This is a genomic window from Paenibacillus aestuarii, assembly GCF_027789125.1.
Lineage (GTDB): Bacteria > Bacillota > Bacilli > Paenibacillales > NBRC-103111 > Paenibacillus_E > Paenibacillus_E aestuarii.
In genome coordinates this window covers 1-14,043 of sequence record NZ_JAQFVF010000051.1, presented here as the reverse complement: position 1 = coordinate 14,043, position 14,043 = coordinate 1, and the positions used below count along the sequence as shown (strand labels likewise).

Annotated in this window: 13 protein-coding genes; 9 read left to right on the top strand and 4 right to left on the bottom strand. The window is 41.5% G+C overall.

Annotated features, from left to right (window positions below; translation table 11 throughout):
- Nucleotides 1–611: IS110 family RNA-guided transposase (locus O9139_RS21375; RefSeq protein ID WP_270881084.1), on the bottom strand; the 611-nt coding region annotated here is incomplete at its 3' end.
- Between the two features lie 524 nt (nucleotides 612–1,135).
- Here O9139_RS21375 and O9139_RS21370 point away from each other — a divergent pair.
- A complete protein-coding gene (locus O9139_RS21370) occupies nucleotides 1,136–1,588 on the top strand; it encodes a hypothetical protein (RefSeq protein WP_270881472.1) in 453 nt (150 codons plus the stop codon).
- Nucleotides 1,589–1,771: 183 nt separating this feature from the next.
- Here O9139_RS21370 and O9139_RS21365 read toward each other — a convergent pair whose 3' ends face one another.
- Entirely contained in the window at nucleotides 1,772–2,023 is a 252-nt protein-coding gene (locus tag O9139_RS21365) for a YolD-like family protein (RefSeq protein ID WP_270881471.1), read from the bottom strand.
- A 150-nt stretch (nucleotides 2,024–2,173) separates the two neighbouring features.
- Between O9139_RS21365 and O9139_RS21360 the strand changes: the two genes are divergently transcribed.
- The 4 genes from O9139_RS21360 (at nucleotide 2,174) to O9139_RS21345 (ending at nucleotide 6,520) form a co-directional block, all read left to right on the top strand.
- Nucleotides 2,174–2,662 carry a GNAT family N-acetyltransferase gene (locus tag O9139_RS21360; RefSeq protein WP_270881470.1) on the top strand — a complete coding sequence of 163 codons (489 nt, stop codon included), beginning with the start codon at nucleotides 2,174–2,176 and terminating at the stop codon, nucleotides 2,660–2,662.
- Nucleotides 2,663–3,116: 454 nt separating this feature from the next.
- Nucleotides 3,117–3,443: a hypothetical protein gene (locus tag O9139_RS21355; protein ID WP_270881469.1), complete on the top strand. Its 327-nt coding sequence runs from the start codon at nucleotides 3,117–3,119 to the stop codon at nucleotides 3,441–3,443.
- Between the two features lie 451 nt (nucleotides 3,444–3,894).
- Entirely contained in the window at nucleotides 3,895–4,929 is a 1,035-nt protein-coding gene (locus O9139_RS21350) for a polysaccharide deacetylase family protein (protein WP_270881468.1), read from the top strand.
- Nucleotides 4,930–5,320: 391 nt separating this feature from the next.
- Nucleotides 5,321–6,520: an eCIS core domain-containing protein gene (locus O9139_RS21345; protein WP_270881467.1), complete on the top strand. Its 1,200-nt coding sequence runs from the start codon at nucleotides 5,321–5,323 to the stop codon at nucleotides 6,518–6,520.
- Between the two features lie 778 nt (nucleotides 6,521–7,298).
- On the opposite strand, the gene O9139_RS21340 is transcribed toward O9139_RS21345, so the two are convergent.
- Complete coding sequence (locus O9139_RS21340) at nucleotides 7,299–8,444, bottom strand: MFS transporter (protein WP_270881466.1); 1,146 nt, start codon at nucleotides 8,442–8,444, stop codon at nucleotides 7,299–7,301.
- A 143-nt stretch (nucleotides 8,445–8,587) separates the two neighbouring features.
- On the opposite strand from O9139_RS21340, the gene O9139_RS21335 reads away from it, so the two are divergent.
- Nucleotides 8,588–8,920, top strand: a complete 333-nt coding sequence (locus O9139_RS21335; protein WP_270881465.1) for a winged helix-turn-helix transcriptional regulator — start codon at nucleotides 8,588–8,590, stop codon at nucleotides 8,918–8,920.
- A gap of 599 nt (nucleotides 8,921–9,519) precedes the next feature.
- Here the strand turns inward: O9139_RS21335 and O9139_RS21330 are convergent.
- Nucleotides 9,520–9,612: an IS3 family transposase gene (locus O9139_RS21330; RefSeq protein ID WP_377526709.1), complete on the bottom strand. Its 93-nt coding sequence runs from the start codon at nucleotides 9,610–9,612 to the stop codon at nucleotides 9,520–9,522.
- Between the two features lie 103 nt (nucleotides 9,613–9,715).
- Between O9139_RS21330 and O9139_RS21325 the strand changes: the two genes are divergently transcribed.
- The 3 genes from O9139_RS21325 (at nucleotide 9,716) to O9139_RS21315 (ending at nucleotide 13,631) form a co-directional block, all read left to right on the top strand.
- The gene (locus O9139_RS21325) at nucleotides 9,716–11,710 is read left to right on the top strand and encodes a methyl-accepting chemotaxis protein (protein WP_270881464.1); all 1,995 of its coding nucleotides are present in this window, start codon (nucleotides 9,716–9,718) and stop codon (nucleotides 11,708–11,710) included.
- A 196-nt stretch (nucleotides 11,711–11,906) separates the two neighbouring features.
- Nucleotides 11,907–12,152 carry a hypothetical protein gene (locus O9139_RS21320; RefSeq protein WP_270881463.1) on the top strand — a complete coding sequence of 82 codons (246 nt, stop codon included), beginning with the start codon at nucleotides 11,907–11,909 and terminating at the stop codon, nucleotides 12,150–12,152.
- Nucleotides 12,153–12,344: 192 nt separating this feature from the next.
- The gene (locus O9139_RS21315) at nucleotides 12,345–13,631 is read left to right on the top strand and encodes an IS110 family RNA-guided transposase (protein ID WP_270877931.1); all 1,287 of its coding nucleotides are present in this window, start codon (nucleotides 12,345–12,347) and stop codon (nucleotides 13,629–13,631) included.
- The last annotated feature ends 412 nt before the right edge of the window (nucleotides 13,632–14,043 follow it).

Here is a 14,043-nt window from a genome sequence, read left to right as displayed (position 1 = left end):
AGAGCAAGTTCGAGTTCGTCCTTTTTTCGCTTCAAGGTGCGCCTAGCAAAGCTTGCTAGTATTTCAGGATCATCTTCGCCATCTGCAATGGCACGGAGCATATCGCGAGAAGAGAGACCCATAATATCCGAGACAACAGAACCAAGTTTAATGTTAGCTCCTTCGAGTACCTTTTGAATGCGATTGTGCTGTCTGGATCTTTCTTCAATGATACTACGGCGATACCGGACTAGTTCTCGAAGTTCGCGTTGAGTCCGATTTGGAATGAAACTTGCTTTAAGTAGCCCATGGCGGAGAAGCTTGGCTATCCATTCCGAATCTTTGACGTCTGTTTTACGACCAGGTAATGCCTTCATATGTTGAGCATTAACCACTAGAAATTCAATACCTTCAGCTTCAAGCAAGTTGACGATTGGCTTCCAAAATACGCCTGTACTTTCCATTGCAACGTGAGAACAATCATGCTGTTTAATCCAGTCAATGAGTTGTAATAGATGTACCGTTTTCGTAGAAAACGTTTGAATCTCCTTTCCTTTAGACGTTAAAATACATGCTGTAATGTTATCTTTGTGAATATCCATCCCGCATGCACGTTCAATGACAACTTCCACTTAGAAACATTCCTCTCTACGGCTAATTCGGATAAGAGGCTGGTGCAACAACCAGAGTAGGATTAATCTCCCATGAGTGCTTCCCGAAAGGGAGCGACAATCTGTGATGCACCGTGATCGTTGGAGTCAGACTAACGGTTGGGCTCTAAGGCACCATAGCGCATCGACCTTCCTCTCCCAGCCATAGTAGAAGTATTGACGAATTGATTAACCCATTTTCATCATCTGTGGTGCAGCGCTTGTGCTGCATGTATGGCTAACGGGCACGTTCAATCAATAAAAACAGGATAGAAGACGGCCAGATGATCTTCTATTTTTTCTCAACTAATAGGCAAATTTGCTTACTGAATATTTTCCTGATTTTAGGGGAAAAGTGAAATTATTTTTACCATGGGAAAATAGAGCTCAAAAAAAACCATGAACCCTTCCCGGTCAACTATTTTATTACGTTTGACTCTGAAAAATCAGCTGCAACTCTTGATGAGCTTGAATATGACGGAAGTGTTTCAGGTTACTTTGAGCTGGTGTGCAAGGAGGACTGTAGTTATGGGTATGTACCATACTTACCAATCCCCGCTGATTTACAAGGCTTGGATTTGCTATCAACATGGTTCGAGCAAATATCTGAAGCAGCAATGTTACTTTCCAAAACTTCTGATTTAGTAATAATCAATGATATTGATTCTTTTAATTCGTGGATAGAGATTCAAAAGAGTGGAGAACAAGTTTTTATAAGTCATATAATATCAGAAAAGAAAATAGGGCATGGTGCACTAGTACTTAAACCATTAAGTGAATATATTAACGGTTCGTGGGTGAAACAACCTGTCGATGTAAATGTTTTTTTACAAGAGGTTATTAGTAAAACACGAACATTTATTGATGAACTCCTTTCACATAATAAGAATTTCCTAAAGGTCAGTTGGATTGAAAAAATAATGCATAATATAAATAATATAGAAATTAGACGAGATTGAACTAACAGACACGTTAATTTAATAAAGACAGCGGCAGTCTAAGACTTTATTTTCAAGTCTTGGTCTGCCCTGTTCCATTTTTATAGTCAGTCTAATACTCATTTTTCGAAGTCTGACGATATTCAATCTAATAAACATTATTAAATCACGCTTCTCGGTCTAAAACTTTATTTTTACGGTACACTAATCTCTTCCATATTCTACTTTCATAATATCCATGAAAGGAACCTTATTTAGCTCTTCATTCCGTTGGATGTGGACTTTTCCAGTACGAGGATCCATATGTACAATTTTTCCGCGGACTACATTCTCTATACCCCAAACTGTCAATTGAATATCGGAGTTCTCATGCATTGCTTCTGTTAATTGATTGCCGATCTCCTCTAAGACAAATTCATCACGTGTAGGTCGTTTTGCTACTTTTGGCTTCGCCATATAATTTCCTCCATATTCTCACTTCCTAAAGCTTTAGTTTAATCCATGATACATTTAGTTTCCACCATAAATACGCTTCTATTTTTGAATATCCTATGATGTGCTAAACTCAATATGACGCGAACATGAATCGATTATGGAGGCATCATTATGAATATTAGAACAATTCGAGCAGAAGATAACAGCAAAATAGAAGCAATTATCAGGAATGTCTTAATCGAGTTTGGAGGAAATCGTTCAGGATTAGCATGGGAAGACGAAAGTTTAGGCCATCTGTCCGATTTTTATAACCAGGAGGGCAGAGCATATTGGGTTGCGCTAGATGAAAGCGGCAAACTATTAGGCGGCTGCGGGATCGCTGAATACGGTCTCCCTGAAGACAATATTTGCGAACTGCAGAAGATGTACTTGCTAACAGAAGCTAGAGGGAAGGGAATTGCAGCGGATCTGCTAGAGGCATCACTACGATTTGCAAAGCAACATTACAAATCATGCTATCTAGAGACACTTCAAAACATGGAAGCCGCGAATCGCTTTTATATTAAACATGGCTTCCGGAAACTGGATGCACCACTTGCCGGTTCGGACCATTTTGCATGCGACGCATGGTATATACAAGAGTTTGATTTGAATCAGTAGTGCCTGCCTATTAAGTATGTTAAATTAAATTCCAACGTGGTGAACATGATTAAAGGTTTCACATTTATGAGCATTTTCGGTTATCTAAGTCTTTGAGTCATAAGGAATACTGAGCATAAAGAAGGGGCTACACCAAAAGCATTAATCGAGGATCGATCGTTATGCTAAAATATTTTGAAGTAATAATCACAAGCGGATGGTTCTGAGTAACTTGTTCTATTTGAAGGGAAACGTGGGATTATAGAATCGAAGGTAAGTGAAAGGATTCGAGTTTAATGCTCTAAATATTTAGCGGGTACCAGGCGCCGGGAAGTCCACTTTTTCTCTACTTTGGCTAAAAGGTTAAAGACTTTAAAGAGCTTCTTTTTTCATACTTTCTCATTGGAATTTAATCTAGTTTGGCTATAATAGCCAATAAAAGGAATCGAATAGATGAAAATTGGAGGGATATTTCGTGACTCGTCAAAAAATGAGAAAGATTATTCTAATTACGGCGATTGCCTCACTCGTTTCAACAATGCCATTGTCAGCTTTTGCTGCAACGAAATCAGCAACCACGCATCCATCTGCAGCTCAACATAAGGCCGTACATAGCACCGTGAACAGTGTTCAATCACAAAAGAAAAGCTTGCATGCGCAGCTAGCTAAAGTTCAAAAATCGATTGAAAACACGAAGAAATTGTTAGAGCAAGCGAAACAAGGACAGCATCAAGCGAAAATAAGCATGAAAAACAGCTTCAACGCTTGGAAGCAATCGAAAAAAATATTCAAACGAAATTAGCGAAGTTAAATTAACTATATAACCAAGCCTCCTATCAAACCACTTGCATGCATAGGTCGAATAGGGAGGCTTTATCTAATCCCAGGCGACCATAAATCAGCTACGAGGTTTTGGAATTTCTTAGGAGTTCTATAGGGTGAAAATGAATATTTTTAATGAAAAAACATAGTTATTTGATTATGGGAAGTGATTAACATGGCAGGTGGAATTGCCCACGGAACACCATTACATACACCGCCACATGGAACTTTGCTATTTATGGCAATATTTATAGTTGCGTTGGTGATTTTTATTTGATTTGTGTTTAAGAGGCCGTATAAATAATGGAGGCGTCCAATCGAATTGATGCACTCTCAACGTATGCCTTTGGACATGTAAGACTATGATTATTAAACGATACGGGGAGATAGGGATACCATTAATAGAATAGAACTACTGAGAGGATTTTATTATGAGAAGACTAAAAGTAAGAAGATGTCTTGTTTTACTTTTTACTATTATTGTCTTGATTAAGATTCCATCAGGTATTTCTCAATTTAGAACCGGGAACATACAGAAGCAAAGCTATCCGGAATACATGAACGCGCCTGCCTTTGCACAAGCCATAAACGAACCTGCGAATGAAATAACTCAATATACACCCAATTTTAACGATGAGTTACTTCAAGATAACCCCCATCGGATGAAGACAGCCCCGACTGATAAAACTATTAATAATAAGCAAGAAATTTATTACCAAAACAAAGTAGCGGTATTAACATACCATCATCTTGATCCTGTAGAATCGTTTGTTACTATTACTCCAGATAGGTTTAAATCTCATTTAGTAGCGTTGAAAAATAATGGCTTTCATGTCATATCTATTGAAGACTTCGTTGAGTTTTTGCAGAAGAAAAAAGCCGTTTCTCCAAATGCGGTAGTTATCACGTTCGATGACGGGTATGAGTCTGTGTATCAGTACGCATATCCAGTATTGAAATCAGAGGGGATGACAGCCACTTTTTTTCTCATTGTTAGCTACATTGAGGATGGAACTATTAGAACACCCCCGATTTTGAATTGGAAAGAAATAATAGAGATGCACAATGAAGGGTTCAGTTTTTACTCCCATACGTTTAATTCGCATGAAACTGTTGCTTCAATGAAGGAAGAGGTATCGTCCAAGTTAACAGCGAAAATATTTAATTCCTCAGCTAACCGGTTCGAAACTGAAAGCGAATACAAATCCAGGATTCGTAACGATTTAATCAAAGCAGATGACATCCTTAACGAAAGACTAGGCAATAAGATGAATCTACTTTGTTTGCCTCACGGAAAATATAATCAAGAAGTGATCGATATCGCAAAACAAGCGCAAATTTCTTTCGTGTTTACAGGGCTTGAGGGATTAAATACGGATAACATTAAACTTATCAAACGATTCAATGCAGGATCCCCTTACATGTCAGACAATTTGCTAATAAAAAAGCTGTCACTCGGCAAGTAATAAGAACAATAAGAAAGCAAAGATCGGGTGTCTAAGTCCTTTCAATCCTTCGTCTCATCTAAACTAAATGGTATTTCTATTTCACTAAACGCCCCTGCAAGACCGCCTGTAAATGATTCAACACTTACTATTACTGTCATATCAGTACAATCCGAAAATTAAGTAATTGACGAACTTAAATCGCTATTTCCAGAAGACTGAGTCACTAGTTGAACAGTAGAAGATGTGTCGGACCTTGTCACAACCCCAAACCGGGTCGAATTAAGCCCATACCTTAGTATACGGGAGCTATCAAAGGCTTAAGCTGCTATGGTACTATAAGATCAATAGGCAATCCGCTCGTAAAGTCAATCGGCTTGATCGGCCTTTAACTGGTGAAAGAGGTGTTATTTTGAAATCGAATGCTCACAACTCGAAGGTCATATCGAAGCTGCAGGCAGAAACTTTTGTATCATCTAAATCATCCGGGAAAGATGGATATCCCTACGGAAGAACAGGAAATGAAAAAACATTACCGCTCGCGCCTGCACATGTGATACAACTACAACGGTCGATTGGAAATCGGGCAGTCGCCCAGCTGTTCAGGGATCGCGCCTTTCTAACGGCACAGCAGGCGGTCATGCAGCGGAAAGAGAACAATGACTCCGGATTACCTGCCGAACTTAAGTCCGGCATTGAGCAGCTTTCCGGATTATCGATGGATGGAACGAAGGTCATCTTTAATTCGTCAAAACCAGCGGATCTGAATGCACTAGCTTTCGCGCAGGGCTCGGAAATTCATCTCGGCCCGGGCCAGGAAAAACATTTGCCACATGAGGCGTGGCATGTAGTGCAACAGAAGCAGGGCAGGGTTCAGCCCACTATGCAGATGAAAGGGAACACAGTCAACAACGACGCGAGCCTGGAAATCGAAGCGGACACCATGGGTGAGCGGGCATCCCGTCTCGGTGAGCAGGCAGAGACGGAACGTGCAGACGATCTTACCGTCGTTCCATCCAAATCGAATCAGCCGGTTCAGATGATCAGAGGCGATTTGCTCGCCTTTTTGAAAAACGCGTGGAGAGGTCCGGAGGGTCCCAAGGCAAATTGGTATTCTCAAATTGCCATGATATTGAGAGGGACCAAATTCGAAGGAAAGGCTCAGGAAGTGTACGACTACTACCAAGAAAACGAACATCTGGCATTGCCGGCCAAGGACGACAATGAATACACTAACGACACCAACAGCGAGGAGGAAATTAATAACAATAGCGAAGAGGAAAGTAAAAGTACAGGTAAAGGCGACGTATCAATTCCTGAAAACCGTCCGACCTCGGGTGGTATGGTCGAAGGGGATGCGGCCATCATCGCCGAAATGAACGGTTGGGGGGACGTAAGTGGAGATTGGTCGTGTGACGATCCTTCTCACACTCCGAAAGGGAAAGTATATTACAACAGAAGCTCCAACTCGTATTACGGAGCGGACAATACAGGGCACGTAGGTTGGGGATTCAAAGTGTGGAGCAAAAAGAACAAGACGACCCTATCATACAAAGGGAATGTCGTATGGGACGGTACAGTATGGAAGCACATAACTAGAGGGACGAAGTAAATTCGTCGAGTAGAATGATAGTGAAAAGGAATATTGTCTTTGTGAGTTCTCCAGTGACTATCAAGTCTATTGAAACATTTTAGAATTGAATAAGTTTAATTAAAAGAACACAACTGGCACGCTGGGCGCACATAAATAAGACTGCAATCCCTGGAGGATCTGCAGTCTTATTTTGTTAATCTTTGCGTTTTTTATAGGCGCTGTTACATGCTGACTCTACACTTAATTTGAAGTTTTTTGATATTAGCCGAGTTTATACAAAGAAGTGATGACAACTGAAGAAAAACGCACGCTAAGCTTTCGAAAGGCTCCCCCTACCAATAAACTGGTATACGAAGCAGGGAAGTCCCGCTCCTGTTCTAATTGTTTAAGAGCATATATCCCACCGGATTATTAAAGCATAGGTTTGCCGTTTCAGCGAACTTTTGCTAATATATTATTTTATCAAAATACTAATAATCTAATATATAATTTAAGTTGGGTCTCTTTCTCGTAATTTTAATTACGTAAAATTCTAGTTTGACGAATTTATAATTAGAAGGGGCAACTACCGACATTTCCCATAACTTGTTTATAGCATGGCCAGCCTTGCTTGCCTGGTTTCAGCGTTCCGCAACTAAATGGCGACAAAGCGGGTTCTGCTCGATGTCTTAGGCCGCAACTCGGGAGAGCCCCGCGCTTGCAGGGATGAGCTCTATTCCGAATTCCGTCTTACGAGGAATCGCCAAATTCTTGATAACCGCAGGAAATCGGTCTCGCCGATTTTCCTGCGGTTTTTTTATTGTGATTTACGAGTAAAGACCACGCCTGCGATGAGTAAGCCAACAGACAAAATTATAGCTGCATATAATGGCAGATGAGCGAGTGTCTGAGAAGATTCGAGAAGATATCCGCCAGTCCCTGTGCCTGCCGCCAGCCCCAAATGGACAATCGAAGTATTCAAGCTAAGGACAAAATTAGAACTTTGTGGCGCCTTCTGGATGAAATAGCTTTGCATGGCTGTTCCTCCAATGAACATCGACATGATGAGAAGGGCTAGCAAGAAAAGAGCGAGTCCTGAAATGCTCCCAACAATAAAAAGGCTAGCTAGCGCAGTAATATGAACAATTAGACTAATAGAGATCGTACGAACGGTGCCGAAATGGTCAACACTGAATCCTCCAAGCCGCGCTCCTGTGGCTCCGAGGAGACCGAGTCCCAACATAATGACACTGCTGTATTCGGCATTGAATCGCAAGATTTCTTGGATATAAGGGACCATATAAGTAAAGAAGACAGCATTCCCGGATTCTCGCAAGAAAGTAATCAGAAAACCGCCTGCGATCACCATGCTTACGATGACTTTGAATTGCCGAAAGAAGCTGACAGGGGCATCTCCCTCTAAATCCGGCAGAAAACGAGCGATCGGGTAAAGTATGAGCAACGTGAGAACGCCTAAGATGAGAAACATAGTTTGCCAGTGAAACCAATTCGCGAGCGCGATACCGATGGGAACACCTAGGATCATGGCGCTGCTGAAGCCGAGCACTATCGTGGAGATTGCGCGACCAAGCTGTTCTGGTTTTACCATTTTGGATGCGCTGCTAAAGACTGCAACCAGATAGACACCGGAAGTGATGCCTAAGAGTACTCTGGATAGCATGAGGGTGACAATGTCTGTGCTAAGAAACGCGATTAGGCTTCCGATCAAGAAGAGGATCAGCGAGCCTGTGAGTACGCGGTTGCGTTTGATCCTGGACGTGATTGAGACAATGAGAGGCGTCCCAATCGCAAACGACAATGAGTAGACGGATACAAGCTGACCGCTAACGGCAAGTGAAATATTTAGGTCTTCTGCGATTTGCGGCAAAATTCCCGAGATGATTAGCTCAGAGGTCGCCGTTAAGAAAACGCCTAACGCTAATAAATAAATCATGCGATGCATGGAGCATCATCCTTCCTTTTCGATCTGTTTGAATGTAGTATAGGAGATGAGCGAACTTTTTGTAAGAAGGCAAATGATTTGGATATAATCCAAAGAAATTGACTAACTTACAATTTGTAAGTTGAATTGAAAGGGGTGATCACATGGAACAAATTAAAGAGGAGAACAACGACGTCCCCCTTATTTGTGAAGTGCTTCAAATTCTTGGCGCGAAGTGGTCTTTTCTCGTGATTGCGGAGCTCTCTAAGGGGCCTAAGCGCTTTCAACAGTTGCATCGTGCTGTTGGTGTCGTTCGAACGCAATCGTTGACTGATGCACTTCGACATTTGGAGAATAACGGAATTGTTAACCGCGTTGTGTTTCCAACCGTTCCTGTTTCCGTCGAGTACTCCCTAACCGAGAAAGGACATGATTTTAAAACATCACTTCAGGAAATGGAAAAATGGGCCGCGAAATGGTCGCAGCCGCGTGCATAGCATATCCGCCGCCTGGCGGATTTTTTTATAATGAGTGAAATTGTTGATCTCCAACTCAATTAATCTGCCTGAAGCTATCCGCCGTTAAACCGACATGCATGAGGGCGTGCTACCTATCGACCAGTATGATTTGACAGGCCTAATGTTTTGCTTTGCCGAAATAGTGAGGTCATTACTATTTATACATAAAAAGCGTAAGAGCTGGTGAGTATGTTACACAGAATAAGAATTCTAGAAGTTGTGTGTATAATAGGAACAAATTCAAACGCATAAGCCAACTATGGTGAAAATTTACTGGGGAGAGTAAAATGGGAAAACTGCTAAAACAACATGAGTTTATATCGAGTCTTAAAACAAATATTTCAAAAACAGAGAATTCGATTATCATTGTTTCTCCTTATATTACAGTTCGTGAAGGAACAAGACGCATTGGTTACAGGAGCGTCTACCGGAATCGGATTCGAATTAGCCAAAATTTTTCGCTGCTTGGATAGGTGCAGAAAAAAACTGGAGGAGTGCGCTGACTACCTGCAAAACAGGGAGCAGACCAGTATTGAATAGCGCCCCGTCAACTAGACAGTATAAATAATAAAAATCAGTTAAGCGGCCTTGTTCCTAAATTCCATAGGACTAAGGCCGTTTGATTTTGCTTGTAATCGTTCGTTATTGTAAAAATCGATATAGTTCTCGATGTCTTCCGCATCAAATTGGATTGGTAATATTTACATGTAAATGAACCAATATAAAATTCCGATATTCTCAAAAAAAGATCTACTAGAAAAGGGGGAATTTTCGATGACTATTGTGAATACAGAGCAACAGAGAATAAAAGGATTTTCTGTTAGATCAAAATTAATCATTTCGTTCGCGATTATTTTGGTTTTGCCTTGCCTAATCCTTGGTTGGCTTTTTTATAACAAGTCTGATCAAGAGATGGGGCAGCAACTTTCAAATAGTTCGTTAAATGAAATCCAATTGCTGGATTCAATAATAACAAGCACGATTGAGCCTAAGATAAAGGATATTGAATTATTATCTCAAAGTGTTTCGGCTTCGCAAGGTAGTTCTGAGGAAGCAGCAAATATCAAAGAGTTGATTAATCGATATATGGCATTGCACCCAGATTTAATTAATACATATGTAGGTACAAAAGCGGGACTCATGATTTTAGCGCCAGAGCAAAAGCTTCCTGAAGGATTCGATCCAAGAAAAAGGCCATGGTATTCAGATGCCATGACACAGAATGGAAAAGCGATTATTACGAATCCGTATGTTGATGCTGCATCCGGGGATATTATCATTTCAATTACTGAGACTCTTAAAGACGGATCCGGAGTGTTTGGAATTGATTTGAGTTTGAAAAAGCTAGCGGAAACGTCAGGCCAAGTAAAGATAGGAAAAAATGGGTTTATTCAAATTTTAGATAACGCTAAAAATTACCTCGTTCACCCAACGGAAAAAATCGGTTCAGAAGCCAAACAGCCGTGGGTAACAGAAGTCTTCAAACAAGACGATGGATTAACCGAGTATAAGTCCGAAAGTAATTCTTCTACAAGTTTTTTATTTAGGACTAATAAATTAACCGGTTGGAAGTTAATTGGAACCATGGATACATCAGAGAAACATGATACTGCCAGGTCAATTCTTAATCAAACGCTGTTAGTTGTTGCAGTGTTCTTATTGGTCGGAGCGGTTGCTGTATATTTCATAGTTATCTCAATAACTCGCCCGTTAAAATCGTTAATCAGAATTGCAGATAAGATTAGCCAGGGGGACCTTTCTGGGACTGTAGTGGTTAGAAAAAATGACGAGATCGGCCAGCTTACCTTCAGCTTTTCTAAAATGGCTGATTCACTCCGCGGGATATTAACGGAAGTAAATGATACTGTCACTCAACTCGCCGCTTCCTCCGAGCAGCTGAGCGCCGGCGCAGATCAAACAAGCAAGGCTACCGAGCATATTGTTGAAGTCGTATCCAAAGTGGCTGCTGGATCAGAAGAACAGGTTGATAGTGCACACATAAGTAATGATTCAGTTCAAACCATGTCTAGAGATGCGGAACAAATCGCAAAAAATGCTAAAGAGGCCAGTACAATCGCTCTACAGGCTAAAAATACTGCAATATCCGGTAATGAAACGGTGCAAAGTGCTTTTCACCAAATGACAACTATAAACCGCACAATGAATGATACCGCGCTTTCTGTAAAAGGCCTGGAAGAACGCATTAATGCGGTTGGTAAGATTACCGAAATGATTAAAGGAATTTCTGGGCAAACGAATTTGCTTGCTCTTAATGCTTCCATCGAGGCGGCAAGAGCCGGTGAGCAAGGAAAAGGATTTGCTGTCGTTGCCGGGGAAGTCCGTAAACTAGCAGAGCAATCTGCGAATTTAACTCAGCAAATTGGAGAAATCGTTTCGGCGCTCCAGAATGATACAACAAGTGTCATTCAATTAATGGAAACAAGTAAAAATGAAACCGCAGTAGGCATTCAAGTCGTACATGAAGCTGGTCAAACATTTGAATTAATTCAGCAATTCATTAAAGATGTTTCGGAACAAATCCAAAAGGTTTCTACGGCTGCTCTACATATGGCTCCTTCTACTCAAAAAGTAGTACAATCAGTCGGAACAATTGTTAATGTTGCGGAGACAAATGCATCTGCAACACAAGCGGTATCAGCAGCAACAGAAGAACAACTTGCTTCAATGGAGGAAATTTCATCTTCTTCGGCATATTTATCAAAGATGGCGGAGCAGCTCCAAGAGCTGGTCAGGAGATTTAAAATCTAAGTCTTAGATCTTGCCTAAACTTGTCCCATCACCTTTTCGTTGCTCGTGATATATCGAACCTAAAATAAAAACAGCAGCCGGATTACACTGGTACCCATAGACTGGACACATTGAAAAGTGTTCAGTCTATGGGTACTTTTTTGCCCTATTGCTGCCCGATGATCTATATGAATATGTAGGGATATTCGATTATGTTTTGAAGTCAGATGAATGGCCAATTATTGATAATCATCCATTTCAATATGACGAAGATGCCTGGCCACCACCTACATGTGTGATTGATCAACTGAATGGCAGCTATTCTATTTATAACGAAGGAGAACTGTCTCCCTCGGATAAAGCAAAATGTGAAGGGCTTGAGATAGCAGCAGTATGGGGAGCTGAACATATAATTGATCGGATCATGGGTAATGATAAGTGGCACAAGAATTCTGGCATTTAACAAACGAGGAACGATAGCTTCATGACGAATAGGCAGCCGGCATCATGGGGCTGCCTGTTGAAGTAACGGGCAGCATTCCTATTATGAAGAAATACGAGGTTTGAGAAATAAAAAGACTCCTTGGTAAAATGTTAATGGGTCCTGAACGCTCGCCAGCAACCGGATCCAAAAACAAACCAAGGAGACTACAACATGCATTCTACTCAAAATGAAAGAATTAATCAAATCACATCTTCTACCTTAATTATCGGAGTCGACATTGCAAAATTCAAACATGTAGCGAGAGCCCAAGACAACCGCGGAGTCGAGTTTGGGAAGTCCATTACGTTTGAAAACAATCGACAAGGCTTTGAGTTGTTCGTAAGCTGGTTTCAGAAGATTTCAATAGAGCAAGGCTTCCAGGACATTATCGTTGGGATGGAACCAACGGGCCATTACTGGCTGAACTTCGCCCATTTTCTAAAAGAAAAGCATGTAAAATACGGTGTAGTGAATCCGCTGCACGTGAAGAAAAGCAAAGAACTAGATGACAATTCTCCAACGAAGAATGACGTCAAGGATGCTAAAGTCATTGCGCAACTGGTCAAAGACGGAAGATATGCCGTACCGAACCTTCCTCAGGGCGTTTATGCCGAACTGCGAGAAGCGATGAAAATTCGCGATCACCTGACGACTGATCTTTGTGTTGTGCAAGCACGTGTCCATAATTGGTTAGACCGGTATTTCCCGGAGTTTCTGACGGTATTTAAGGACTGGGAGTGCAAGTCAGCCATCCAAATGCTAAGTCTCTATCTACTGCCCCATGAACTTGTTGATGTACCAGATGAAACCCTGCTGCGGCATCTGAGAGAGGTTGCCAAGCGTGGGCTTGGTTTAGGCCGAGTAAGGAATCTGAAGGAGGCAGCAAGCTGTTCAGTGGGCATACAACAAGGTGCAGAGTTAGCTAAAATGGAGCTGAAACTTCTGCTGACTCAGTACGACTGGTTTAATAGCAAGCTGGAAGAATTGGAAATGAAATTGGATGAACTGCTGGGGCAGATCCCGCATGTGCAGCAATTACTGGCCATTAAAGGGATTGGAAGAGACACCATCGCGGGTTTTCTAGCTGAGGTAGGTGACATTCGGCAATACCGTCATCCCAAACAGATCACGAAACTTGCTGGATTGAACTTAAAAACGAATTCCTCAGGCAAGCACACCGGACAGACGAAGATAACGAAGAGAGGTAGGAAGCGCCTTCGTGCCTTGCTCTTTAGAGTGATGATGCCACTGGTTGCTAAAAATACAGCATTCCGAACCTTGCATGAGTACTACACGAAACGACCGGTAAATCCATTGAAAAAGATGCAATCCCTCATCGCTTTATGTAACAAGCTCATACGAATCCTGTTTGGCGTATTGAAAAAGGGACACGAGTTCAGTGAAGAAAAGATGATCCAGGATATTCCTCGATTTGAAGAGCGATCACAAGCTGCATAAATTACGATTTTCAGTGATGATGACCTAAGCAAAAGGAAGATGACAAGAAGCACGGATGAGTCGGAACGGCGTTAACATACGGACGAAGAGATCCTGTCGGGCAGCATATCTGACCTCCACCTCATGGACAGGTTGAATGAAGGAATGTGAGAGCGAAGACTCTGCGAGATGTGGGAGGGTTGACCGCCATGAGCCCATGTGGAGATCCAAAAGTGCAACCATACTTTACCTCAGTATCCACTATTTACAGCATGTGGTATAGGTGAAGAGTTTTTTTGCACCTCTGCAACCCATAAATTTCTTCCTCTTCAACTTCATTCCATTAAAATGTTATCTACAAAGAAGTAATTGTGGTCAAAATCTAAGAAAACGAGAGTATTAAGGAGCTATGTGATTCTCCATAGAGGGAGTT